This is a genomic window from Bowdeniella nasicola, assembly GCF_001907295.1.
GTDB lineage: Bacteria > Actinomycetota > Actinomycetes > Actinomycetales > Actinomycetaceae > Bowdeniella > Bowdeniella nasicola.
Genome location: NZ_MQVR01000011.1, coordinates 20740 through 45427 on the forward strand (window position 1 = coordinate 20740; position 24688 = coordinate 45427).

23 protein-coding genes and 1 tRNA gene are annotated in these 24688 nt (G+C 66.9%); 17 read left to right on the plus strand and 7 right to left on the minus strand.

From position 1 onward, the window contains the following. Nucleotides 1–62: 62 nt before the first annotated feature. Nucleotides 63–557, plus strand: a complete 495-nt coding sequence (locus tag BSZ39_RS03160) for a DUF2505 domain-containing protein (RefSeq protein WP_073715938.1) — start codon at nt 63–65, stop codon at nt 555–557. 72 nt (nt 558–629) lie between these two features. On the opposite strand, the gene BSZ39_RS03165 is transcribed toward BSZ39_RS03160, so the two are convergent. Beyond that, the gene (locus BSZ39_RS03165) at nt 630–4109 is read right to left on the minus strand and encodes a proline dehydrogenase family protein (protein ID WP_073715939.1); all 3480 of its coding nucleotides are present in this window, start codon (nt 4107–4109) and stop codon (nt 630–632) included. A 138-nt stretch (nt 4110–4247) separates the two neighbouring features. Here BSZ39_RS03165 and BSZ39_RS03170 point away from each other — a divergent pair, with 138 nt between their 5' ends. From BSZ39_RS03170 to BSZ39_RS03235, 14 genes are all read left to right on the plus strand, one after another. Further along, nucleotides 4248–4715, plus strand: coding sequence for an OsmC family protein (locus BSZ39_RS03170; protein WP_083602897.1), 468 nt, complete (start codon nt 4248–4250; stop codon nt 4713–4715). Between the two features lie 5 nt (nt 4716–4720). After that, nucleotides 4721–5419 (plus strand): hypothetical protein, encoded by a 699-nt coding sequence (locus tag BSZ39_RS03175; RefSeq protein ID WP_073715940.1) that lies wholly within the window; start codon nt 4721–4723, stop codon nt 5417–5419. Nucleotides 5420–5428: 9 nt separating this feature from the next. Further along, nucleotides 5429–6229: a thymidylate synthase gene (locus BSZ39_RS03180; RefSeq protein WP_073715941.1), complete on the plus strand. Its 801-nt coding sequence runs from the start codon at nt 5429–5431 to the stop codon at nt 6227–6229. Further along, nucleotides 6226–6741: a dihydrofolate reductase gene (locus BSZ39_RS03185; RefSeq protein WP_073715942.1), complete on the plus strand. Its 516-nt coding sequence runs from the start codon at nt 6226–6228 to the stop codon at nt 6739–6741. The genes BSZ39_RS03180 and BSZ39_RS03185 overlap by 4 nt, the downstream gene beginning before the upstream one ends. Next, complete coding sequence (locus BSZ39_RS03190; RefSeq protein ID WP_073715943.1) at nt 6742–7440, plus strand: DUF4129 domain-containing protein; 699 nt, start codon at nt 6742–6744, stop codon at nt 7438–7440. After that, nucleotides 7437–7868 (plus strand): hypothetical protein, encoded by a 432-nt coding sequence (locus BSZ39_RS03195; RefSeq protein WP_073715944.1) that lies wholly within the window; start codon nt 7437–7439, stop codon nt 7866–7868. Before BSZ39_RS03190 ends, BSZ39_RS03195 begins: the two co-directional genes overlap by 4 nt. Continuing rightward, nucleotides 7865–8830, plus strand: a complete 966-nt coding sequence (locus BSZ39_RS03200; RefSeq protein ID WP_073715945.1) for an AAA family ATPase — start codon at nt 7865–7867, stop codon at nt 8828–8830. The genes BSZ39_RS03195 and BSZ39_RS03200 overlap by 4 nt, the downstream gene beginning before the upstream one ends. Then, entirely contained in the window at nt 8830–10125 is a 1296-nt protein-coding gene (locus BSZ39_RS03205) for a DUF58 domain-containing protein (protein WP_073715946.1), read from the plus strand. Before BSZ39_RS03200 ends, BSZ39_RS03205 begins: the two co-directional genes overlap by 1 nt. Continuing rightward, the gene (locus BSZ39_RS03210) at nt 10122–10664 is read left to right on the plus strand and encodes a hypothetical protein (protein WP_073715947.1); all 543 of its coding nucleotides are present in this window, start codon (nt 10122–10124) and stop codon (nt 10662–10664) included. The genes BSZ39_RS03205 and BSZ39_RS03210 overlap by 4 nt, the downstream gene beginning before the upstream one ends. Nucleotides 10665–10795: 131 nt before the next feature. Beyond that, nucleotides 10796–11716 (plus strand): ABC transporter ATP-binding protein, encoded by a 921-nt coding sequence (locus BSZ39_RS03215; protein ID WP_073715948.1) that lies wholly within the window; start codon nt 10796–10798, stop codon nt 11714–11716. A gap of 13 nt (nt 11717–11729) precedes the next feature. Beyond that, complete coding sequence (locus tag BSZ39_RS03220) at nt 11730–12530, plus strand: ABC transporter permease (RefSeq protein ID WP_073715949.1); 801 nt, start codon at nt 11730–11732, stop codon at nt 12528–12530. A 35-nt stretch (nt 12531–12565) separates the two neighbouring features. After that, nucleotides 12566–13741: a sensor histidine kinase gene (locus BSZ39_RS03225; protein ID WP_073715950.1), complete on the plus strand. Its 1176-nt coding sequence runs from the start codon at nt 12566–12568 to the stop codon at nt 13739–13741. Continuing rightward, nucleotides 13738–14358, plus strand: coding sequence for a response regulator transcription factor (locus BSZ39_RS03230; RefSeq protein ID WP_073715951.1), 621 nt, complete (start codon nt 13738–13740; stop codon nt 14356–14358). The genes BSZ39_RS03225 and BSZ39_RS03230 overlap by 4 nt, the downstream gene beginning before the upstream one ends. A gap of 15 nt (nt 14359–14373) precedes the next feature. Continuing rightward, nucleotides 14374–14691, plus strand: coding sequence for an antibiotic biosynthesis monooxygenase family protein (locus tag BSZ39_RS03235; protein ID WP_073715952.1), 318 nt, complete (start codon nt 14374–14376; stop codon nt 14689–14691). On the opposite strand, the gene BSZ39_RS03240 is transcribed toward BSZ39_RS03235, so the two are convergent. The 5 genes from BSZ39_RS03240 to BSZ39_RS03260 form a co-directional block, all read right to left on the minus strand. Next, nucleotides 14688–15428 carry a DUF1287 domain-containing protein gene (locus BSZ39_RS03240; protein ID WP_073715953.1) on the minus strand — a complete coding sequence of 247 codons (741 nt, stop codon included), beginning with the start codon at nt 15426–15428 and terminating at the stop codon, nt 14688–14690. The genes BSZ39_RS03235 and BSZ39_RS03240 overlap by 4 nt on opposite strands. A gap of 10 nt (nt 15429–15438) precedes the next feature. Beyond that, nucleotides 15439–15933, minus strand: a complete 495-nt coding sequence (locus BSZ39_RS03245; RefSeq protein WP_083602899.1) for a GNAT family N-acetyltransferase — start codon at nt 15931–15933, stop codon at nt 15439–15441. Nucleotides 15934–16377: 444 nt separating this feature from the next. Then, a tRNA-Met gene (locus BSZ39_RS03250) sits at nt 16378–16454 on the minus strand. Nucleotides 16455–16515: 61 nt separating this feature from the next. Further along, nucleotides 16516–17757 carry a TIGR04053 family radical SAM/SPASM domain-containing protein gene (locus BSZ39_RS03255; protein ID WP_083602900.1) on the minus strand — a complete coding sequence of 414 codons (1242 nt, stop codon included), beginning with the start codon at nt 17755–17757 and terminating at the stop codon, nt 16516–16518. A gap of 79 nt (nt 17758–17836) precedes the next feature. Continuing rightward, complete coding sequence (locus tag BSZ39_RS03260) at nt 17837–20935, minus strand: UPF0182 family membrane protein (protein ID WP_245792407.1); 3099 nt, start codon at nt 20933–20935, stop codon at nt 17837–17839. 274 nt (nt 20936–21209) lie between these two features. Between BSZ39_RS03260 and BSZ39_RS03265 the strand changes: the two genes are divergently transcribed. After that, complete coding sequence (locus BSZ39_RS03265) at nt 21210–21764, plus strand: PPA1309 family protein (RefSeq protein WP_073715956.1); 555 nt, start codon at nt 21210–21212, stop codon at nt 21762–21764. Here the strand turns inward: BSZ39_RS03265 and BSZ39_RS03270 are convergent. Then, on the minus strand, nt 21761–22891 hold the full coding sequence (locus BSZ39_RS03270; RefSeq protein ID WP_143180346.1) for a YlbL family protein: 1131 nt from the start codon (nt 22889–22891) through the stop codon (nt 21761–21763). The two genes, BSZ39_RS03265 and BSZ39_RS03270, sit on opposite strands and share 4 nt — an antisense overlap. Nucleotides 22892–23021: 130 nt before the next feature. Between BSZ39_RS03270 and BSZ39_RS03275 the strand changes: the two genes are divergently transcribed. After that, nucleotides 23022–24485: a zinc-dependent metalloprotease gene (locus tag BSZ39_RS03275; RefSeq protein WP_073715958.1), complete on the plus strand. Its 1464-nt coding sequence runs from the start codon at nt 23022–23024 to the stop codon at nt 24483–24485. Nucleotides 24486–24688 lie beyond the last annotated feature (203 nt).

Here is a 24688-nt window from a genome sequence, read left to right on the forward strand (position 1 = left end):
TCGTCGCTGTCTTGCCTCCTCGCGGTAGCCTTGAAGGAACATGTCCTCGGTTAGGAGCTTTGATGCATTTCTCGACCTCCGTCGCATACCCTGCCACGACGAATCGCGTGAGCGAGCTGTGGCGGGATGAATCGTTCCAGCAGGCCAAGGCCCGCCGCGCCGGCGCGACGAAAGCCGACGTGACGATCCAGGGCGAATCGGACCTGACCGTGACGATCCGGGCCGAGATCCCCGCGAACCTCCTGCCGCAGGCGGCGCGCCGATTCGTCGGCGACACGCTCGATGTCACCATCGTGGAGGCGTGGCAGGCGCCGCGCGAGGACGTCCGCCGGTCGGGAACACTGAACCTCGATATTGCGGGCGCACCGGTACGGGTACGCGGCCGGATGGAGTTGTTGCCGGTGAGCGATGGCTCCTGCACGCGCACGATCGACGGCGAGGTTAAGGCCTCGGTACCGCTGTTTTCGGGTCCGATCGAGCGAGCGGCCGTCGGCGCCGTCGATGACGTCGTCGAGGCTGAAAAGGCGATCGCGGTCGAATTTTTGACCGCCGAGTAACCCGCACGTAAAAACACGTCGGCCCGCGTCAGCTCTTCAGGAGCGACGCGGGCCGACGTGCGATGTGGCCGCTTAGCGGACCGGGACTTCCTCACCGGCCGGCAAGTGGCCGAAGCGGTGACGGGTCCGCGAGATCGCCTGCTCACGCAGGAACGTGAGCATCTCGCGACGACCGGTCGCAAGGACCGGGCCGGTCAGCACGGTCACGGCCGACGTCGAGGCGAGGGCGGCATCGATCTCGGCGCCTTCCTCCCCGATGACGCGGATGCGACCGGTGATCTGGCCGGAGCGGGCGCGCGCGATGAACTGGTCGGTGCGCTCGCCGACGTCGACGACCTTCGCGAGGCGCTGCAGGCCCGCGACAGCGGCCGGTCCGGCCGGGTGCATGCCCTTGAGCTGCTTGGACAGCTCGGGGTTGAGCGAGACGCGCACGGTGGAACCGGCGAGCTCCGCAGCGGCGAGCAGGCGAACCAGCTCGGCCGCGCTCGCGCCCTTGCCGGCGCGGATCGTCACGTCCGCCGGACGGTAGCGGAAGATGTTGTCTTCGGCGTTCAGGCCGGACACGTCTTCTTCCTGGCCGAGTTCGGCGGCCCAGGCGGCCGCGTCGGAGGCCAGCGCCGCACGCAGCCAGGCACGGTCGGCCTGATCGGTGACGAGTCCCGTGTAATCGGCGTGCGCAGCGGCGACGGTGTCGGACAGCTCGATGCCGTGCTCGGGCTCGCCATTCGGGACCCAGCGGCCCAGCTGCGCGACGTAGTTCGGGCCACCGGCCTTGGCGCCCGGGCCGAAGGCGGACAGCTTCCAGCCGCCGAAGGCCTGGCGCTGGACGATCGCGCCGGTGATGTGCCGGTTGACGTACGCGTTACCGATCTCGACGTTGTCGAGCCAGGTGTTGATCTCTTCCTCATCCAGCGAATGGATGCCGCCGGTCAGACCGTAGGCCACCGCGTTTTGGATCTCGATCGCTTCCGCGAGGGTCTTCGCACGCATGATGCCAAGGACCGGGCCGAAGCACTCGGTGAGGTGGAAGAAGGATCCGGGCTGGACGTTGTCGCGCACGCCGGGCGACCAGAGCTTGCCGGTCTCATCGAGCTTGCGCGGCTCGACGAGCCAGGTCTCCCCCGGCTCGAGCGTCGTGAGGGCGCGCAGCAGCTTACCTTCCGGCTCCTCGATGACCGGGCCCATCGTCGTGGACAGATCATCGGGGTAGCCCACGCGCACCGACGAGGCGGCGTCAACGAGCTGGTTCATGAGGCGCTCGGAGGTGCCCGCAGACCCGACGAGGATCGCGAGCGACGCGGCCGAGCACTTTTGGCCGGCGTGGCCGAAGGCCGACTTCACGAGGTCCGCGACCGCGAGGTCGTAGTCCGCGGCCGGGGTGATGATGAGCGAGTTCTTGCCGGAGGTCTCGGCGTAGACGCGCGCACCGCCGTCGTGATCGGCGCGCCAGCCCGCGAACATCTCCGCGGTCTCGGAGGCGCCGGTCAGGATGACCTGGTCGATGTCCGGGTGCGAGATCAGGTGCTTGCCGACCTCGTTTTCCTTGCTGCGCACGGCCTGCAGGAGCTCGCCGGGAACGCCGGCCGCGTGGCAGGCTTCCACGATGAGTTCGGTACAGCCGGGCACCGCGGAGGCGGGCTTGATGATGACGCCGGAACCGGCCGCGAGCGCCGCGATGACGCCACCACAGGGGATAGCGACCGGGAAGTTCCACGGCGGGGTCACAAGCGTGACATCGACCGGCTCGAAGCTGGCGCCGTCGGTCGCAAGCGAGCCGGAGCCTGGCTCGAGCTCGGCGACGCGGTCCGCGTAGTAGCGGGCGAAGTCGATCGCCTCGGAGACCTCGGGATCGCCCTGCTCGACGGTCTTGCCGCCCTCGGCGGCCATGACGGTGATGAACTGGCCGCGGCGGTCCTCCAGCTGCTGAGCAACGGCCCGCAGGATGGTGGCGCGCTCTTCGGGGCTCTTCGCCCGCCAGTTGCCCACCGCGGACTTCACCTTGGCGACGACGTCATCGACCTCGGAGGTGGACCCGAGGACCGGGCTCCACAGTTCCTTCGGCTTGGCGTCGAGCGATTCGCGAGCCCAGGCCCGGGTCGCGGGCAGCGCCGGGTCGGAGTCGGCGGTGTTTTCGAACGAGTCGGTGATCGGCGCGCGCTCGGTGGAGCGGCGGGCCGAGGCCTCGTGGGAGAACATGTCGGTCACGGAGCGACGGAAGCGCACTTCCTGGTCGTCCAGACCCGCACCGGACTCATCGCCTTCTTCGGCGAACATCGCACGCAAGAAGTTTTGCGTCTGGGCGTTTTCTTCCAGGCGACGCACGAGGTATGAGACGGCCACGTCGAAGTCCTCGGGGGCGACGACGGGCGTGTACAGGAGCACCGAACCCACGCGGTCGCGCACGGCGCGCGCCTGCGAGGGGCTCATGCCCTGCAGCATCTCGATGTCGAGCATGTCGCTCACGCCGCGCTCGGTCGCGAGCAGGTGGGCGAGCGCCACGGTGTAGAGGTTGTGCGAGGCGACGCCGACGCGGATCGAGCCGAGGTTCTCCTCGCGCAAGATGCGCTCGACGAGGCGCAGGTAGTTGGCGTCGACGCCGTCCTTGTCGGTAAACGGCGCCTGCTTCCAGCCGTGGATCTCGGCCTCGACGCGCTCCATCGAGAGGTTCGCGCCCTTGACGATACGGATCTTGATCGGCGCGCGGCCCTGCTCGTGGCGCTTGTGTGCGAAGTCGATGAGCTTGTCCATCGCGGCGACCGAGTCCGGCAGGTATGCCTGGAGCACGATGCCAGCCTGCAGGTCGTGGAATTCTTCCTCGTCAAGGATGCGCGTGAAGACCTCGATCGTGAGGTCGAGGTCGCGGTATTCCTCCATGTCGAGGTTGACGAACGTGTGCGGGCTCGTGGAGACGGCCGCGCGGTACAGCGGGCGCAGGCGCTCGAGCACGCGCTCCGTCGTGCCCTCGGTGTCCCAGGTCGAGATCTGGGAGACGAGCGAGGAGACCTTGATAGACACATAGTCGACGTCATCGCGCTTGATCAGGTCGGTCGTGCGCTGCATGCGGGAGGCGGCTTCCTGCTCACCGAGGACGGCCTCACCGAGCAGGTTGATGTTCAGGCGGAAGCCATCCTTGCGGGACTTTTCCAGGTGCTCGGCGAGCTGCGGATCACGGGCGTCGACAACGAGGTGCCCGACGATCTGGCGCAGGCGCTTGCGCGCGAGCGGCACGACGACACCCGGCGCGAGGCGCGCGGCCTTAGCGCCCAGACCCAGCAGCACGCGGTCAATGCCACCAAGGAACGACGACGCGTCCGAGGCGGTCAGTCGTGAGAGTTCCTTGGCCGCAACGCCACTGTCTTCCGGACGAGCCACGCGGTCCACGAAACGCATCGCAAGGTCCAGTCCGGCTGGATCGGCAACGAGCGCCGCTAGCTGGCCCGTAGTAGCCCGCTCCTCATCTGTTTGACCGGCCTCGGTTTCGTCAATCCACCGGTGTGCAAGATCGACTGCGTCATCGACCAAAGCGAGAACGTCAGCGGGTACTTGGGTCATCGATTTTCCTCCATCGTCCCAACGGTTTAGGCGGATCGAGCGCAGCATCAGTACTGGGCTAGACCTTCTGACCTAATCTATCAACCGATTGCTTCTACCACATGCGCGTCAGGCGCTGTGGCATGCGACGATTACGGCATGAGTACGCAGCCCACGCCTCCGTCCTTTCCCACCGAGCCCGACGAGGGCCAGTCGGCCCGCCCGCCAATCCTCCTGCGGCGGCTCGGCACCCGCACATTCGTCGCGACCGCGCCCCGCGGACAGCAGATCACTGTCGGCCCCGCGGACGTCCCCGGCGCGATCACTCCTGGCGAACTGCTTCAGATCGCGCTCGCCGGATGCAATGCGATGAGCGCGGATGCGCGGATGGAACACGCCCTCGGCGAAGACCACAATTCCGTATGGTGGGTGCGGGCGATCTTCGATAAGGAACGCGACGCGTATGCGGCTTTCGATGTCGTCGCCGACCCCGAGACCGGCGATAAGGACGTGCCGGATCCGAGCCGAGTGCACGCTGCCATCTCGCGAACCTGCACGGTTGGGCACACATTAGAAGAGTCCCCCGCGATGACTGTCACTTTTCGTGACGAAATTTTTAAGGAGTGAGCTTCATGGCCTCACTATTTTCTGTGCAGGGATTCGACAAGGCCCTCGATAAGGCCGTGACGATCCCGTCAGCCCGCGTCAGCGCCCAGGTGGCGAAACTTCGCCGCAGGCGCCCGCGCGCCACGCCCGAGCAGATCATCGCGATGCTGGACAAAAAGTTTTTGCGGTTCGTAAAGACCTCCGGCGCCGGTGTCGGTGTCGCGGCCGCAGTACCGGCCGTCGGGACCGCCGCCGCGGTGGGTCTGACGGGTGCCCAGATGGCGGCATTCGTCGCCGCGACCGCCTTCCACGTCATGGCCGTGGCCGAGGTCTATGGCATTCCGACAGAGGACAAGGACCGCCGCCGCACGCTGCTGCTGACGGCGCTGCTCGGCGAAGAAGGCGCCTCGGCGGTGCAGGCCTCGCTCGGCCTGTCGACGATCCACTGGGCGAAGCAGGCGATGACGCGCATGCCCGTGTCCACCGTGAAGTCCGTGAACAAGGCGCTACGCAAGCGCGCCGCGAAGCAGACGGCGGCTAAGGGCGGCAGCCTCGCGCTCGGTCGCCTCGCTCCCTTCGGCATCGGCGCGGGCATCGGCTGGGTCGGCGGCAAGGCGATGGGCAAGTCGGTCCTCGACGGCATCGCGGCCGCGTTCGGCCCGCCGCCGGTGAGCTTCGAGGTGGCGGACAAGAACCGTCAGCAGTTGCTGGAGGCCATGCACTAAGCTGGCCCTGTGACCGTCAACACAGCCTACGAGGATCTGCTCCGCCACGTCCTGGAGCATGGCACGCGCCGCGAGGATCGGACCGGCACCGGAACGATCTCGACCTTCGGCGCCCAGATGCGTTTCAATCTCGCCGAGGGTTTCCCCCTGGTGACGACCAAGCGCGTGCACATGAAGTCCGTCATTGGCGAGCTGCTGTGGTTCTTAAAGGGCGACTCCAACGTCCGCTACCTGCAGGAGCACGGCATCCGGATCTGGAATGAGTGGGCCGATGAGGACGGCGAGCTCGGTCCCGTGTACGGCGTACAGTGGCGCAGCTGGCCGGCCGCCGACGGGCGCCACATCGACCAGATCGAACGGGTCCTTGGCCAACTGCGCGAGGATCCCACCTCGCGGCGCATCATCGTCTCAGCCTGGAACGTCGGCGAGCTGGAGAAGATGGCGCTCATGCCGTGCCACGCGTTCTTCCAGTTCTACGTCGCCGACGGCAAGCTATCCTGCCAGCTGTATCAGCGCAGCGCGGACATGTTCCTCGGCGTCCCGTTCAACATCGCGTCCTACTCCCTGCTCACGCACATGATGGCACAGCAGGTCGGCCTCGAGGTCGGCGATTTCGTGTGGACCGGCGGCGACTGCCACATCTACTTAAACCACCTCGACCAGGTGCGCGAGCAACTATCGCGCACGGCCTACGACAAGCCTCAGCTGAAGCTCGCGAAGGCCGACTCGATCTTCGACTACGACTTCGACGACGTCGTCATCGAGGGCTACCAGCACCATCCCGCGATTTCGGCACCGATCTCTGTATGATCGGCGCTATCTGGGCCCATGCGCACGGCGTCATCGGGGCCGACGGCGCGATGCCCTGGCACCTGCCGGAGGATCTCGCACATTTTAAGTCGACGACGCTCGGCGCCACCGTGCTCATGGGGCGAGCTACGTGGGAGTCGCTGGCCGAAAAATACCGTCCGTTGCCGGGCCGGACGAATATTGTCGTCACCCGCAACCCCAACTTTTCGGCGCCCGGCGCCACCGTCGCGACCGACCTCGATCGTGTGCTTGCCGATCCCCGGTGGCACGAGGAGGACCTGTGGGTCATGGGCGGCGGCGAGATCTATCGCGCCGCAATGCTCTACGTCCAGGTCGCGTCGGTGACCGAAATCGACCTCAAAGTGGCCGGTGATACCTTCGCGCCACACCTGCCGGATGGCGAATTTTCCTGCGGATCTTGGCAGCTTTCGGCAACCGAATTGAGGTATCGCTTCTGCCGCTGGGAGCGCACCTTTTACACTGGCACGATGAATCAGGCAGGGGGTCGCTAAGTGCGCAATCGTTCTCTCGCGGCGATCCTTGCGCTCGCCTGCTGCCTCGTTGTCTTTATTGGGTCGCTGCCGCCCGCGATTCGGCTGCGTCCGCAGGTCACTACTGCCGAACACAGCCGCGATTACCGTCCGGGCCCGGGCTACGGCCCGCACTCAGGGGAAGAGGTCTTCCCGCCCGCCGCGCCAGATCTGTCGGACCTGCTGGCCGCGGCCGGCGCCGTCTTCTTCGTCGTGATCGTCCTCGGCGCCATCTTCGGCGTGGGGCTCTGGCTGCACCGGTCCGCGAAGCGCCGCGGCAGCGCCGAACAGGTCGACGACGGCGCACGCTTCGATGCCCTCATCACGGCCGAAGAACCGATCTACGCCCATCAGGTCGCACGGGCGCGCAGCGCGCTGGCCGACCTCGATGTCAGCCCGACCGATCGCGTTATCGCGACGTGGGTCGAACTCGAACGCGCGGCCAGCGCCAAGATCGGCGCCCGTTCCGCATCGGTCACGCCGGCGGAATGGGCCCGCGAGCGCCTCGTGCGTTCGGGTGCCGATGAGGCGGCGACGCAACAGCTAATCGACCTGTACCACCGCGCGCGCTTCCGCCCGAATACGACGTCGACTAACGACGATATTGCCGCGGCTCACGCGGCACTGGAGACCATCGAAGCTAGTCTGGCCGAGGCACCGAAGGCGGGCTCCCGCCGATGATTCGTCGCAGCCTTATCCCGCTGGCCATCGGCCTCGTGGTCTTCTTCATCGCCCAGGCCATCTCCTGGCCGTTCGGATACGCACTCGCCCTTGGCGCGGGCGCTACTGCAATCGCCGCGGCGGCGAGCCTGCTGCGCGGGATCGATACCGAAAAGACCCCCGATTTCGAATCGCAGGCGTTCACCGGGCTGCGCCCGAGCGTCGCCACGACCGCGGGCGCGTTCCGCGAGCCCCGGCTTTCCGGCACGACGCTCGAACGCCTCGGCGCAGTCGTCGCCGATTTTTCTACCCGTCATCAACTCACTAATGCCCAGGCGCGTGAACTGTTCGGACCGGAGTATGACGCTCTGGTGTCCGGTCAGGCGCGCATCACTCCGGCCACGGCGCGGCAGCTGCTGCGCACCATCGCAGAAAAGGACAGGACATGACGCCAACTCCCGCATCCATCGAGGAGATCTCTTCGAACGGTCAGGCGGTGCTCGATGCCGTCAAGACCGTCGTCGTCGGCATGGACGAGGCGCTGTCGACCGCGCTCGCTGCGGTCCTCGCAGGCGGACACGTCCTCTTCGAAGACCTTCCGGGTCTCGGCAAGACGGTCGCGGCTCGCTCGATGGCCTCGGCACTCGGCCTCGACTTTGCGCGCCTGCAGTGCACCCCCGACCTCCTGCCGGCCGACGTCACGGGCTCGTTCGTATGGGACCCGGCGACGCGCGAATTCAACTTCCGCCCCGGTCCCGTCTTTACCGGCCTGCTCCTCGCCGACGAAATCAACCGCACCTCCCCGCGCACGCAGTCCGCGCTGCTGGAGGCGATGGCCGAAGGCCAGGTCAGCGCCGAAGGCCGGACCTACCGCCTGCCTTCCCCCTTCCACGTCATCGCGACGTCGAACCCCGTCGAGCTCGAGGGCACGTTCCCGCTGCCCGAGGCCCAACTCGACCGCTTCATGGTGCGCCTGTCGGTCGGTTACCTGTCGTCCGCCGACGAGACGACGGTCCTCATGAACCGCGTCGCTCGCCGCGCCGAAGCCACGCGCGTCGACAGCGTCATCACGGCCGAGCAGGTCCTGGCGATGCAGGCCGGCGTCGAAGCGATCGACGTGAACGAGGACGTCGCCGCCTACTGCGTCGCCCTTGCCGCCGCGACGCGCGCGCATCCCGAGGTCGAGGTCGGTGTCTCCCCGCGCGGCGCCCAGTCGCTGCTGCTGCTGTGCCGCGCGAAGGCCGCACTCGCGGGACGTGACTTCATCATCCCCGACGACGTGCGCGCCGTCGCGACCCCGGCGCTCGCCCACCGTCTCACGCTCACGGCTCGCGCCTGGGCGGGCGGCACGACGGGCTCGTCGATCATCACGTCGGTCCTCGACACCGTCCCGGTTCCCGATCTGGCCTAATGCTGGGAGAAGCCCGCGCCGAACACGCCAAACCCACCCTGCTCCACATCGGTGGGATGCTCACGGCTGCCGTTTTGGCGACGATGGCCCTGGTCGCGGCGCGCCCCGAACTGGCCGTGCTCGCCGCCCTCTTCGCGTTCGATGCCTTTCGGCGGGCGACGACGCGCGTCGTTATCAACCGCACGCATCCGACGCTCGATCGGAATAACCAGCTGACCTCCACCCTCGAGATCGCGGGTGAAGGCGGCCTGCCCGACGGCATCAATGTACGCATGGCGGGCGTCTCCGGCATCCCCGTCGAGGCCGTCATCGCGCCAGAGCCGCACGACGAGTTGTGGGGGCGATCCATCGTCGCCACCGACACGTGCGGCCGCTCGGGCACGCTCGATTTGCTCCGGCTCGAATCCCGCGTGCAATCGAGCCGCGGTGCCTTCGGCCCGCTCGTGCTGTTGCCGCTGCGGGTCTTCGTCCCGCCGCGCATCACGCCACTGCCCGATCGGCCCCGCCCGCGCCGCCTCGTCGGCGCCTGGGGTCCGCGCGAGGACCGGCGTGCGGGAAGCGGCACCCGATTCTTCGACGTCGCGCCCCTCGGCCGCGGCGACCGTATCAGCCGAATCTCGTGGCGGACGACGGCCCGGCACGCGACCGACGAGGGCCTCGCCGAGCTCTACGTCGCGCGAACCCACGCCGGCGCGGAATCGATCGTCATGCTCGTGCTCGACCCGCGCGATGACGTAGGCCGCAACGTCGATGCGTGGGCCGGCGGCGTCAAGCGCGGCGCCACCGACATTACGAGCCTGGATATCGCCCGCAACGCCGCCATTTCGCTGGCGCACGCCCACCTCGAGGCGGGCGACCGCGTCGGCCTCGTCGACCTGTCGAACCCCGGTCACGGCATGCTGCCCGCGACCGGGCGCCGCGCCGAACAGCGCCTGGCCCGCTACCTCACGATGGCCCGTCCACCGCACCGCGCGACGCACCTCGTGCGTCCCCCGCGGCTGACGTCGGCGGCCTCGGTATGGCTGATCTCGACGCTGCTCGATGACGTGCCCCTCGACCTCGCCTTCACCTGGTCGTATGCGGGCCATCAGGTGATGGTCATCGACGTGCTACCCGATGGCTTGGCGTCCAAGGACTCCGCCGTGGCGGCGGCGCTCGAGCTCGAACTGGCCGAACGCGAGATCCGGATCCGGGCGCTGCGGGACGCGGGAGTCGAGGTCATCTCCTGGCCGTGGCTCGGTTCACCCGACGTTGCCGCGTTCCTGCAGGCCAAGAAGCGAGGAGAACGCCGATGAGCCGGTCGCAAGATCTCACCTTGAACATCGGTCCGGCCGTCCCCGTCGTCGCGCTCATCGCCTTCCGCCCCCTCGCGGCGCTCGCCATCGGGCTGCTCTGGGGCGCCCCGGTCTGGCTGCTCATCCTCACCTCGGTCCTCTCCCTCGCGGCGACCGGCGCCTGGGTGCCGATGCTCGGCCTCGCCTTTGGCGCGCTCGTCGACTTCCTGCCCGCCCGGTACGTCGACGGCGTCCTCGTCTCCTCGCTCTCGTGGTGGGCGAGCGTCGCCGCGATCATCGTGCTCGCCCACGCCCTCATCATCTCGGCGCGGCTGACCGAGCGCGTCGGGTGGCGCGGCCAGGTCGAGTGGCGCGCGATCGGCTCCCTGGCCCGCCGCAGCCTGCCCGCGCAGCTCTTCGCCCAAGTGCTGTGGGGCGCCGCGAGCGCCCTGCCGCTCCTGACCGATCACGCCCACCGCAACCTCCTCATCGTTGGAGCCGTGGGCCTCGCGGGCCTGGCCGCGCTCATCATCTCGCGCCTACGCCGCACCGCCTCATGACCGCGCCCACGCAGATAGCGCTGATCTCCGATGTGCACGGCAACGTCACCGCCTCCCCCCTGACATTCGTCATGGCGAAGTTCGGCCGCCGGTCATAGGGGCGGCGCCGTGCGCGGGTGAAGCATGGAGACATGGACACCACAGCACTCGCCCTTTCCGGCGTCACGAAATCCTTCGGCGACACGAAAGCCGTTGCCGGCATCGATATCGCCATCAAGCGTGGCGAGATCGTCGCCCTCCTCGGCCCCAATGGCTCGGGCAAGACGACCTCCCTCGATATCGCCCTCGGGCTTACCTCGCCCGATTCGGGTAGCGCGAAACTCTTTGGCGCGGACCCCATCGCGGCGATCAACCGCAATCTCGTCGGCGTCATGCTTCAGGCCAATTCGCTGCCGACCGACGACCGCGTCGGACGCATCATCACCCTGCTCGCGAGGATCGCGGGCGCCAGCGGCACCGTCGACTCGCTCGTCAAGCGCACCGAGATCGACGGCCTGCTGACCCGCCACGTCGCCCAGCTCTCGGGCGGCGAACTCCAGCGGGTACGCCTCGCGATCGCGCTCATCGGCGATCCCGAACTGCTCATCCTCGATGAGCCGACCGCCGGAATGGACCCGAATGCGAGGCGCAACTTCTGGCGCCTCATGCGTCGCGAAGCCGATGCGGGACGGACGATCATCTTCGCGACCCACCAGCTGAACGAGGCCGAAATGTTCGCCCCGCGCACGATCGTCCTGTCGCACGGCAGCGTCGTCGCCGATGGCCCCACCGCCGAGGTGCGGGGGCTCACCGCCTCGCAACACCTGACCGCGCTCATCGACGAGGAAAACTGGCCGACGCTGCACGACCAGCTCGCCGACGCGCTCGCTGAGGACGACTCGGTCGACTTCGCCCGCGGCCAACTGGCGATCACGGGCGCCGACCTCAAAGACGTCGCGATCGCGGTGCTCTCCTCCCCTGACACGCACGCGGTCGAGCTGCGCAACTCCACGCTCGACGATTCCTTCGAAATGCTGACCACCACCCCCGACGCTGAACGCGTCACCGCCTAAGGACTGATTGACCATGACGACCACGACTCTTACCTCGTCCGCTGACCTGCTGGAAACTCGCCCCTCGCGCGCCGGGCACGGTGTGCTTGCCGCAGCGGTTTTCAACCTGCGTTCGGCCCTGTTCAACCCGTTCATGCTCGCCTTTTCGGTCATTATGCCGGTCCTGTTGTACCTGATGTTCGGCGTCGGCAAGGAATACACCGACATCCAGCTGGGCCGTGGCACCATGGGAGGCCAGATCCTCGTCCAGATGACGTTTTTCGGCGCCGTCAATGCACTGTCCGCGCTCGGCGTGACCGTCGCGATGGAACGCCAGCAGGGCTGGCTGCGTCAGATCGCGATCACCCCGCTCGGAGCCGGCCGCTACGCCCTGTCAAAAGTCATCGCCGGGTTCGCGCTCGCCATCGTCATCATCGCCATGACGTACCTGGTGGGCTTCGTCACGGGCGCCCAGCTCGATGCACCCGTCTGGCTGTACTCTGCCATCGCGATCCTCTTTGTCGCCCTCATTGCCTCCTCCATTGGCCTGGCGGCGGCGTTCTTCCTGCGCTCCGACGCAGCTTATGCCGCCACTTCGGGTGTCGTGACGCTGTCGGCGTTCATCTCCGGTATCTTCCTGCCGCTTGAAGAGATGCCCGCAATCTTCCAGTCCATCGCGCAGTTCACGCCGTTTTATGGCCTTGCGCGTCTGCCGCTCGTCTTCATCGGCGGTGAGGAGCTCAACGCGACCGTCATCATCTCCGCGGTGGCGTACACGGCGGTGTTCCTCGCCCTCGCGATGTGGGGCGCGACGATCCGTAAGGACCGCAAGTAACCACTAGGCTGACAGCTAGCGAGAAAGGAGCACCCATGCTGACGCGCCCTTCCAAAGAACGGATCATGTCCCTGGGATGGTCTGCACCGTATCTCGTCTTCCTCGCGATGCCGATCGTCCAGCTCGTGCGCATGTGGGACGGTAGTCCGCGTGCCTACGGGATCGGACTCCTGCTCGTGGCCTTCGCGGCGACGTACCTGTCAGCCTGGCTCCTTGCCGATGTCGTCCCGCTTGGGCGCCGCATCAATAAGAACGTCATCATCGTCGTGATCCTGCTCGTCTTGATCCAGGTCGGCCTGTGGTTGCTGACGGACTGGACGATGATCTACCTGCTGTCCTACGCCATTTCGCTCACCCTGCTCCTGCCGCGGCGGGCCCTCGTCGGCTACCTCCTCGCCGTCGCTGCGATCGCATTCGTACAGGCGATCATCGAACCGAACACCGAGCTGTGGGTCCCGTTTGCGATCCTCGCGATGAACATGTTCATCATGATCGCCGTGCGAGGCTCGATCGTCTCGGATCGACAGCAGCAGGTCGCGACCGCGCAACAGCACGCGCTCGCCAAGGAACAGCAGCGGCTGCAGCTGGCGAGCGACCTGCACGACGTCCTCGGCCAGCAACTGACCGCGATCTCCGTGAAGGCCGAGCTGCTCACGCGCCTGATCACGGCCGAGCAGGCGAGCGACAAACACCTCGCGGCGGCGCGCAGCGAAGCCGGCGACGTCTCCGATCTCGCGCGCCAGGCACTGACCGACGTGCGCGCCGTCGTCGCGAAGACACGGCAGGCCCGGTTGAGCGATGAGATCGAACAGGCCCGCGCCCTGCTGAAAGCGGCGGGCATTTCCTGCACGCTCGAGACGAGCATCGACATCGATGAGCTCGACCCGTCGAGTATTGTCGGGCGCTTCGCGCCGTACGTCATCCGCGAGGGCTGCGCGAACGTCGTCCACCACGCCGCCGATCCGACGCAGGTGCGCATCGAGGTCGATTCCGACCGCGTGAGCGTCAGCGACAACGGCGCGGCGGCCTCGCCGCGTGATGCCCGCGCCGGCGGGAGCGGCCTCAACGGCCTACGCGACCGCGTTGGCGATCACGGCCGGACCTCGTGGGGACCGCGGTCCGATGGGCCCGGGTGGCGGCTCGAGTTGGCCCCCGCGCCCGTGTCCGCCGACGAGCTCTCGGCGGACGATCACGTCGAGGTCCTCGGATGATCCGCATTATCGTCGTCGACGACCAGGCCATGGTGCGCGGAGCGCTGGCGACGCTGCTGGACCTCGAAGACGACATCGAGGTCGTCGGCCAAGCAGCCTCCGGCACCGAAGCCCTCGACCTCATCGCGCACCTGAAAACGCGCGAGATCGGCGTCGATATCACGCTCCTCGATGTCGAAATGCCCCACCTCGATGGCATCGGCACCGCCCGACGGATTGCGACCGAGCATCCCGAAACCCACTGCCTCATCGTCACGACGTTCGGCCGCCCGGGCTATGTCCAGCGGGCGCTGGAAGCCGGTGCGCGCGGATTCATCGTCAAAGACACGCCCCTGCCGCAGCTCGCGGCCGCGATCCGCAAGGTTGCCGCCGGTGAGCGTGTTGTCGACCCGCAGCTCGCCGTCGACTCGATGACGCGCGGCACCTCGCCGCTCACCGACCGCGAGACGGACGTGCTCCGGGCCGCGGTCGATGGCGGCACGATCGAGGACATCGCCGCCGCCGTGCACCTGTCGACCGGGACCGTGCGCAACCACGTCTCTGCGGCGATGACGAAGACGAATGCGCGCACTCGCGCCGAAGCCGCCCACATCGCGCGGGAGAACGGCTGGCTCTAGCCGTAGGGTGGGCTCATGAGCATCATCGTCACGAACGAAATCACCGTCCCCGCCGAGCGCGGCGAGCTGGTCGCTGCCCGCTTTGCCGCAAACTCTCAATCTCTCAAGGACTTCGACGGCTTCGAGGGATTCCAGCTGTGCCGCCCCACAGATCCCGCCGACGATCGGTGGCTCGTCATCACCCACTGGCGTGACGAGGACGCCTATGAGGCGTGGCGTAGCGGCAAGGATTTCGGCGCCTCCCACCCGAAGGGCGAGAAAGCGAAGGGCAACGTCGACGCCCGCTCCGTGGTCCGGCACTACGACGTGGCGTTCGCGGCCCCGGGCAACTAGTCGCCCCAGCGCTTCAGCACGTCGGCGGGCACTTTCGACGCATCGAAACGGAAGTGCCCGTTTAGTGTCCAGTTGCGCAACCCGTTGTCATACAGCTCGCGCTGGGCGGCGTTGTGTGCGATCCATGGCAGGCCGTCCTTGTCCCGGTCTGGCCCCAGCACGCCGGTATGCGTAAGCGGTTTACTTCCCTCCCCGAGCGTGACGATATCGCCGGCTTGCCAGTCGGCGGGATTGAATTCACTGCTTGCGGGATCAGTACTAGTCGACAGCGAAATCGCGTACTTGGTGAGAAAGACGTGCAGGTTAGGCACGCGCCGGTAGTCGATGAGCGGATCGGGTTTGCCCGCAACGCGCGGATAATCACCGGGATGCGCCGCGATATCAGCATTGATCATCGCGGGCAGGTCATAGCCCGCATCGCGAAACGCGCGCCACACGAGATCCGTGCAGACGCCCGTCTCGGGACCGGGCATGCCTCGGTTCGTCGTGAGATAGGCACCGTCGTAGCGCGGGTGCCGATCGGCCTCAGCCTTGCCGCCGAGCCATAGGTCCCAGTAGTCATCGACGCCGTTGCCGTTCGCATCGGCGGGCGACGCGACCCGCTCGATGGCGAAGTCGTCGTCCGAAAAAGTCTTTTGTGCTCCGACGCCGCGCACCCCGATCAGGTAGGCCGCGCCCCCAATAGCGATGAAGAGGATGACACCGACGATGGTACCGACGATTGCTCTGCCCCGCATGGGCAAAATCCTAGTGGCTGATGGTCGCAAGCGGGACCTTGCCCGAATGCGCGGGCCCAATCATCTCAAGCTCCATAATGCCCTCATAGAAGGGCCGACGGTTCCCGGTGAAGCGGAAGCCATGCCGGAAGTACAGCCGTTGCGCCCCGAGGTTGATCGTGAGCACGTGCAGCCGCGGCGTATGGACCTGGGCGCTCGCGTGAGCGAGCAGCGCCGAGCCGATGCCGAGGTTTTGCGCTTCGGGATGGACGTAGAGTTTGGAGATTTCGTCGCCGAGTAAGCACACGATTCCGCCGCAGCGCCCGTGGACCTTAGCGGCCCACAGCCGCCCGCCTTGCGCTAACAGCTCGGTGAGGATTCCGGCGCCGGCCGCAGCATCGAAACGGGCCACGCGCTCGGCGGGAAAGAATCCGTGCGAAGAGCGCCACGAGGCCGCATAACAGCCTGCGATCGCCGAAAAATCGCACTCCTGGCTGGTGACGATGTCGACTTTAACTCGGGTCACATCGCCACCTCCGTCTCGAGCACTCCCTTAAATCCGGCGATAATGATCGAATCTAAACCGGGCGTGCGGCCGCGTTAGGGCGAGTCCGAGAGGTGGACGGACGATTAGGACCCTGGCCGAGTCCGATCGAAGCGAGTTCCATCACGACGATAGCCAACGGAAAAGACGAATCGGAGGCCAAGACCCGCGGCCGCGATCGCAATGCCTGATCGGATGAGGAAAATACACCAGGACACCGACAGCAAGAACGACGGGTCCGATCCACATCATCGCGCGGCCCGTGCGCACCATCGTGCGGGCTTCAGCGACTCCGGTGTGGTCGATAGCCATGTCCCCTCCCGCGTTTGACCCTCCCTTAAGCGTATCGCGCGCGAGTATTCCCGCCCATGGTTCCGGCACGGGAAGGCGAAAGGCCCGGAACTGAGGTTCCGGGCCTTCGCGACGTGGTAGCGGGGACAGGATTTGAACCTGCGACCTCCGGGTTATGAGCCCGGCGAGCTACCGAACTGCTCCACCCCGCGTCGTGTTCTCCACCTTAGGTTGCTTGGCGCGGCATTTCAAACTGAATACCGGTGTTCCCTCTCACACCCCACTGCCGCTCTTAGCCGCTTCGGGCGTGTAGGCGCAGGTGGGATCTTCCGCGAGATGATCTCCAGTTAAGGCGTAGGCCGTCGATCGCGAACCACCGCACACATGGTTGAATTCGCACACGCCACACGTGCCGCCGAACAGCGAGGGTGTGCGCAACTCCTGCATCACCTCGGTGTCGCGGTAGAGCTCGGCGAACGGCCGCTCCTTGACGTTGCCGACCTTGATCGGCAGGAACCCCGATGGGTAGACATCGCCGAGATGGGAGACGAACGCGAAGCCCGAGCCGGAGTTGATCGCGAGCGGCGGGCGCGGCGGGCGCGGTTTCGGCGCGTGCTCCCCCAGCAGTTTGGTCGTCTCGGCAGTGAGCCAGTGGTAGAGCTCGCCGCGTTTGGCGGGCTCGGCGAGCTCGTCGTGCGGCACTCCCCGTTCGGCCGCGGCCTCGCGCTGCAGCGCGACGCGGCGGTACTGCGGCGCCTCGGTCGTCTTGATCGCGATTCGGTCGGACACATCGTGCAGCCAGTGCATGACGTCCTCGCGCTCATCGGGGTCGAGCGCCTCGAGTTGCGCACCGCGGCCCGTCGGGACGAGGAGGAAGAGGTACCACATGAAGGCGCCCATCTCGATGGCGTTCTTCAGCATCTGCGGCGCCTCTCGGATCGTCTTTTTCGTGAACGTCGTGTTGATCTGCAGGCGGAAACCGACGTCCTTGATGAGCGCGGCGGCCTCGAGAGTCTTGTCGAACGTGCCGGCGAACCCGCGGAAGGCGTCGTGGGTTTCTGCTCGGGCGCCGTCGAGGGAGACGCTCATCGCGCGCGCACCGGCGGCCTTCAGCGCCTCCAGCCGCTCCCGGGTGAACAGCGGCGTCACCGACGGCGAGATCGAGACGGCAAGGCCGAGCAAGCAGCCGTATTCGGTCAGTTCGACGAGGTCCTCGCGCTCGAAACAGTCCCCGCCCGTGAAGACGACGAGCGGTCGCGGCTTGTCGTAGGCGGCGAGCTGGCGCAACAGGTCCTTGCCCTGTTCGGTCGTGAGCTGGCCGGGCGCCGCGGTCTTTTGTGCCTCGGCGCGGCAGTGTTTGCACACGAGCTGGCAGGCGCGCGTCACCTCCCAGATCACGATGAAGGGGCTCTCGTTCAAATCCTTGTGGACGTGCCGCACGGTCGGGTGGCGACGTCCGTGGTGCGCTGCGGCGTCATCGCCGTGCGGGTCCGGGGCCTGGGGCATCGTGCTCATCTTCCCATGGTAGGAGGAGCGAACATCCCCCATATGCGACAAAGGGCCCGACACCGCGTGGTGTCGGGCCCCGTGTCTGCTAGCCGCCTTCGGTCGGCTGCGGGGTTGGCGTCGCGCCTTCAGCGGGCGGCACTGCGCCGGTATCGGCCTTCTCCGCGGCAACGGCGTCTTCCAGCGCCTTTTGCAGCTTGGCCTGGGCCTCGCCGTACGCCTTCCAATCGCCACCCTTCATCGCGGCATCGGCTTCCTGCATGGCCGCGCGGGCGCGTTCGAGGGCGTCGGTCAGCTGCTCGCGAGCAGCCTTCTCCGGGCCGTCTTCGCCGGGCGTCTCGCGATCCTTCGGGTCGACGCCCGCGTCGCCGGCTTGCGCACCGGAGTCGCCGCCGAAGACCTGGTCGAGTGCTTCATCGAGCGTCGCCGCATAGCCGATCTCATCGCCGAATGCGACGGCGATGCGGTGCAGCAGCGGGAACTGCGTGCCTTGCGAGGACTGGACGTAGACCGGCTGGACGTAGAGCAACCCGTCGCCGACGGGCAACGTCAGGAGGTTGCCGCGGATGACCTGCGACGCGTTTTGCGCGAGCAGGTTGAGTTCCTGGGAGATGCGCGGCGTCGAGTTGAACAGGTTCTGGACCTGGCCGGGTCCGGGGACCGTGAGGTCGCGTGGCAGCTCGAGCAGCCGCAGCTTGCCGTAGCCCTCGCGCACCTTGCCGGCCTCGTTTCCGGGTTCGGCGTCGACGGCGAGGAAGCCCGTGAGAACTTCACGGTCGGTCCGACCGCCGGGGATGAAGGAGGACGTCAGCGAGAACGTCGCCTCATCCTGGCCGGGCATCTTCAGCGTGAGGTAGTACGGGGGCTGGGAGATCTTGCCGCCACCCTGCGTCGGGTCGTTGGGCGACTTCCAGAAATCACCACCCGAGTAGAACGAGCGCGCATCGGTCACGTGGTAGCTCGTGAGCAGCTCGCGCTGGACCTTGAACAGATCCTCCGGGTAGCGCAGGTGGCTCATGAGGTCGCCGCTGATTTCGGACTTCGGCTTGACGGTGTCCGGGTAGACGGCCCTCCAGGCCTTGAGCACCGGGTCGTCCTCGTCCCACGCGTACAGCGTGACGGAGCCGTCATAGGCGTTGACGACGGCCTTGACCGAGTTGCGGATGTAGTTGATCTGCGAGCTCGTCGCGATGATCTGCTGACCCTGGGTCAGCGAGTCCTGGATCGCCTGCTCGAGCTGGGCGCGCGCCGAGTACGGGAAGTTGTTCGACGTCGTGTAACCGTCGACGATCCAGACGAGTTCCTTCGGCGTATCCGGGTTGTCGTCGCGGTCGACGACGGCCGGATAGCTGCGCCCGTCCAGGGTGAGGTAGGGAGCGACCTTCGCTACACGCTCGCGCGGGGCACGGTCGTACAGGATCTGCGATTCGCTCGTCACGCGCTCGGAGAACATGATGTCCCACGAACCGAATTTGATCGCGAACAGCATGCGGTTCCACAGGTTGCCGATCGACGGGCCGCCGTTGCCCTGGTAGGTCGTGTTGACCTGACCGTTGGGGGCCTTATCGTCCGGGTAGTCGAGCTCCCACGGCTCCGTGCCTGCGGGGGCGCCGACGATCGAGTACTGCGGCGAGGACTCACCGAAGTAGACGCGCGGCTCGTAGTCGCCGAGCTGGCCCGTGGACGGGATGCCCTGCTGCAGGAAAGACGGGCGACCATCGGAGGCCGTCGTGTTGCCCTTCGCGGCGACGACACCAAAGCCGTGCGTGTAGACGGTGTGGTCGTTGACCCACGAGCGCTGGGAGGCATCGAGGCCGTCTTGCTGCAGCTCGCGCACACCGATCACGGTGTCGTGCTTCTTGCCGTCGATCTCGTAGCGGTCGACGGACAGCTGCGGCGCGAAGTTGTAGTACTGACGGTTTTGCTGCAGCTGACGGAACGTCGGCGAGACGACGTTCGGATCCAGCAGGCGGATCGACGCGGTCGATTCACTGTCCTCGCGCAGCTGGCCGGCTTCCGTCTGGGTCTTCGCGGCATACGTCTTGGTCTCGACGTCTTGCAGTCCGTAGGCGTTCAGCGTCGCGTTGATGTTGTTTTGAATATAGGGAGATTCGATCTCCTGGGCGTTCGGCGTGACGCGGAACTTCTCAACAATGTAGGGGTAGCCCATGCCGAGCACGAGCGCCGAGACGACCATGAGGGCAAGGCCGACCGCGGGCAGTTTCCACGTCGCGCGGAACGCGGCGATGACGAACAGGACCGCGACGACGAGCGCGATGCCCGCAAGGATCGCCTTGGCCGGCAGTACCGCGTGGATATCGGTGTAGCCCGCGCCGGAGAACCGGGCGTTTTCGCCGAGCAGCAGCGAGTAGCGGTCGAGCCAGTAGTTCACGCCCATGAGGACGACGACGAACGAGCCCGCGAACGCGGCATGCATCCGGGCCGACTTGTCCATTGAGAACTTCGGCTGCGTGCGCACCCCGCCGTACACGTAGGACACGACGAGGCCCGCGATTGTCGCGAAGATCGCGACCATCAGCAGGAAGGAGATCGTCGAGCGCACGAATGGGAGTGTGAAGACGAAGAAGGAGTTATCCATCTCGAAGATGGGATCGGTGGACCCGAACGGGGCCCGGTTCCACCACAGCAGGACCGTCTGCCATTGGGCCGCGAGCGATGTGCCCGTGAATAGGCCCATGATGAGGGGCACGACGACGAAGAGGAATTTGCGCATCGGTTCGATGGCTTGCCGGTAGCGTTCCATCGAGCCCGAGGAGACGGCCGGGTCCATCTTTGGACGTGTCCGATAGGCCCATTGCATCGAGAAATACAGCACGAGGGCCGTGATGAGGAACCCGATGGCGAACATGATCGCCTTCGCGATCCACGTCGTCCAGAAGACCGATGAGAAGCCGATCTGGTTAAACCACAGCACCTCGGTGTAGAACCCGGCCGCGAACCACAGCACGAGTCCGATCAGGCCGAGGATCAAGAGTGTGAGCAGGAGCGGGCTCGGCTTGCCGCCGGAAAACGGTGAACTGCCCGGGCGCTTGGCGCCGCCGCCACCGCCGAACGGGCCGCGCGGGCCACCGCCTCCGGGCCGGCCGCCGCCGTCGGGGCCGCTCGGGCCGCCGGGCCGCCGCGGATCAGTCGGGCCGCCTACACCAAACATGCCAAACGGCCCCATTGGTCGATCCTGATCTTTCGAATCGCCTTGCGGGGCACCAAAAACTGAACCAAAGAGTCCACCGGGACTAAAGAACGGATCACTCGGCTGTTGGTTTTTATCCGAGTTGCCTTTCTCGTCGTCGGGGCGGCCGTCCTCATCATCCGGTCGCTTCGAATCGTCCGAGTTCACAATCACTCCATCTATGGGGTTTCGTCTCCATCTACCCTATCGGTCGGCTAGGTCCCCGGTCACCTTCGTTCCTCCCTGGACGAACGGGTGAAACAATGGGCATATGACGACACCACCTGCCGACCGTACGCCGCGCCAGTGGGCGCTCGCTCGCGCGGTCTCCGATATCGACGACCACGTCGCCGCACTGCCGTGGGACGGCCCCGTCCACCTGTTCGCGCTGATCCGCACCGCGGAGGCGATCGCGACCGATGAGCAGTTCGCCGCGGAGCTGCCCGCGTCGATCAAGATCGAGGCCGACGGGGACGCCGAGCATTTGACGAGCGTCGAGCAGGATGAGCTGCCCGAGGTGGCGGATCTCGAGGAACTATTAGCGTGCATCGCGTGGCCGGAGGCGGTCGCGGGCGCCGCGATCGTCACCGAGCGGATCGTGCTGCCGCCCGAGGCGGAGGCCGAGGTCGCCGCGAGTGATGATCCCGAGGCTTACCTCACGCACCCCAAGCGCGAGGACGTGCGGATGGTCGTGGGCGTGCTGCGCACCGGCGAGACGTGGACGGTGTTGCGGATGCGCCACCACAGCCAAGACGTCATGGGCGGCGAAGACCTCGTGCCGGGCCTGACCGCAGCGCTCGCCGCGACGTTCGAGGACATCGACTAGTTCGCCTCGCACGTCGGCAGGCCCGACGTGTTTCCGGCCGCGATCGCCTTCACGGCGGCGAGGGCGTCATCGAGGCGCTCGACCTTGACCCCCTGCAGGCCGTCGGGCACGTGCCCGATCGTCTCCGCGCAGTTGAGCGACGGGATGAGGAAGTACTTCGCACCATCGCGCACCGCGCCAAACATCTTTTGGCGGATGCCGCCGATCGGGCCGACGGCGCCGTCCAGCGAGATCGTGCCGGTGCCCGCGATCGAGGCGTCGCCGGCGAGCGGCCCGGGCGTCATCATGTCGATGATGCCGAGGGCAAACATGAGGCCGGCCGAGGGCCCGCCGATGCGGTCGCCGACGCCGAAGTCGATGTTGAGCTTCTCGGTGGGATGCGCGTAGAGGGAAAGGCCGAGCAGGGAGCCTTCGCGCTGCGGCTTGCCATCGGGGCCGACGGGCGGCGCGATCGTCGTGAGCGGCAGCTTCGTTTCGGTACCGTCGCGATCGACCGTGACCGTGACCTTCGTGTCGGGCGCGACCTTGGCCATGAGGCCGATGACCTCGCGGTAGGAGGACGCCTGCAGCACGTCGTGTCCGGGGACCTCGACGGACTTGACGACGTCGCCGACCTTCGCTTCCTTCTCGGCGCTGGAGCCCTGCGCGAAGCCCGCGACCTCGAGGCGCACCGGCACCTTGTGCCCCATCGATTCGAGCGCGGCGATCGAGGCGTTTTCTTGCGAGGAATTCATCTGCGCCGCGGAGATCTCGCGGTTTTCCTCGACCGTCTGCCCCTCGGGGAAGAGGCGTTCGCGCGGCGAGATCGCGAGCTTATGGTTGAACAGTGCGTAGCTGAGCGGCAGGGCGACGATGGTGTCGCCCGGTAGGCCGGAGACCGAGACGGTCGTCATCCGCAGCGGACCGCCAACCTGTTCCTCGTTCGGCACCGTGATGAGCTTATTGCCCTGGTATTCGCCAAGGACGTTGACCGTCGGCCCCGGGTGTTCGATGACGTAGGGCAACGGCACGACGGAGGACACCGCCAGCAGCGCGAGCGTCGCCGCGCCGGAGATAAACGAGCGTCGTTGCAAGATGGCGGCGCGGCTTTGCGGCTTGCGCGGCCGCCAGGTCTTCAGTCGAGGCATGGTCACCATCGCACCACCAGGGCGCCAAATGTGCAAGGCCGCTCCCCCGTGGCGAATTTCGCTTAGAGAGGTCAAAGCCGCGCCCGCACGCCCGCGCGCTCTACAGTGGGAGGTGGAAAGGGGATGACACATGAGCGAGGACGTCACGCCGAGCAATCCGGGAGCCGATGGCGAGTCGTGGAAAGAGTTTTTGCGCTCTTTCCTCGGTGAAGAAGGCGCCGACGAAGCCCTGCGCGCGATGCGCGAGGCCGGTCTCGACCCGAACGCGCTCGGCCAGGCCGCCGGCATCCCGCTCGACCCCCATCAGCTCAGCCTCATGGTGACACAGATGCAGGCCATGATGGCCTCCGCGGGCGACAGCGCGATCAATGAAGACATGGCGCGCGATATGTCCCGCCAGGTCGCGCGCACCGACGGCGACCCGACGATCATGGCGAGCCAGGCCGCGCAGTACCGCAACGCGCTACAGGTCGCGGACCTGTGGCTCGATTCGGTGACCGATTTCGACCCGCCGCGCGGCCGCCGCGATGTCCTATCGCGCGCCGAATGGGTCGACAACACGCGCGACACCCTCCTCGATGTTGCCTCCCCCGTCGCCCAGCAGATGGTCGACGCCCTGATCGAAACGCTGAGCGGCCAGCTCGGCGAAGGCGGTCTGCCCGAGGGCCTCGCCCTGCCCGGCATGCCCGAGGGCGGCGACATCGGCGGCATCGCCTCGCAGATGATGTCGAAGATGTCGGCGGCGGTCTTCGGCGCCCAGTTCGGCCAGGCCATCGGCACGCTCGGCACCGAAGTATTCGGCTATTGCGATATCGGCTTCCCGCTGACCGACGGCGGCCACGTCGCGCTCGTACCGAAGAACGTTGAGGCCTTCGCAGAGGACCTCGAAGTGCCGTTCGACGAGGTCATCCAGTTCCTCGCCGTGCGCGAGGCCGCGGCCGGCCGACTGTACTCGGCCGTCCCCTGGCTGCCCTCGCACATCCGCGCGATCCTGCGCACCTATGCCGAAGGCATCGACATCGACATGGATGCGATGACTGAGGCGATGAGCTCCGTCGATCCGACGGACCCCGACCAGATCCGCGAGGCCATGAGCTCTGGCGTGTTCGCCCTGCAGTCGACCGACGAGCAGCGCGCCGCGCTTGAGCGACTCGAGACGGCCCTCGCGGTCGTCGAAGGCTGGGTCGATACGGTGACCGAGCAGGCCACGCGCGCCCACCTACCGCACACCAACGCGCTGCAAGAGATGATCCGGCGGCGTCGCGCGACCGGCGGCCCGGCCGAGCGCGTCTTCGCCACCCTCGTCGGCCTCGATCTGCGCCCGGCGCGGCTGCTCGATGCGGCCAAACTGTTCGCGGCCGTCCAGCGCGAACGGGGCGTCGAGAGCCGCGATGGCCTCTGGCGCCACCCCGATCTCATGCCGACGCCGCAGGACCTCGACGAACCTGACACGTTCCTCGCCCGCCGCGAAGCCGAGCAGGAGGCGGGCTCCGATTTCGATACGAGCCTCGCCGCGCTGCTCGATGGGACGCTGCCGTATCACGACGAGGCCCGCGCCCACGATGACAAGGGCGAGGACGAGCCGCGCCCCTAGCGTTATCCACAGGCAGGCGGCCGACCCTGGCGGGATCGGGCGTCCTCGCGTGTACTGGGAGATGTGAACCGCTCCCCCACGTCCGTCCTTGCTTGGCGCACTCCCACCGACGGTCAAGTCCCTTGTAGTGGTGTAACGGCGTTTTCCTCTCGTTTGGGGTTTTAGCTTGCTAGTGCGGGCGTGTCGGTATCGGTCATGGTCGT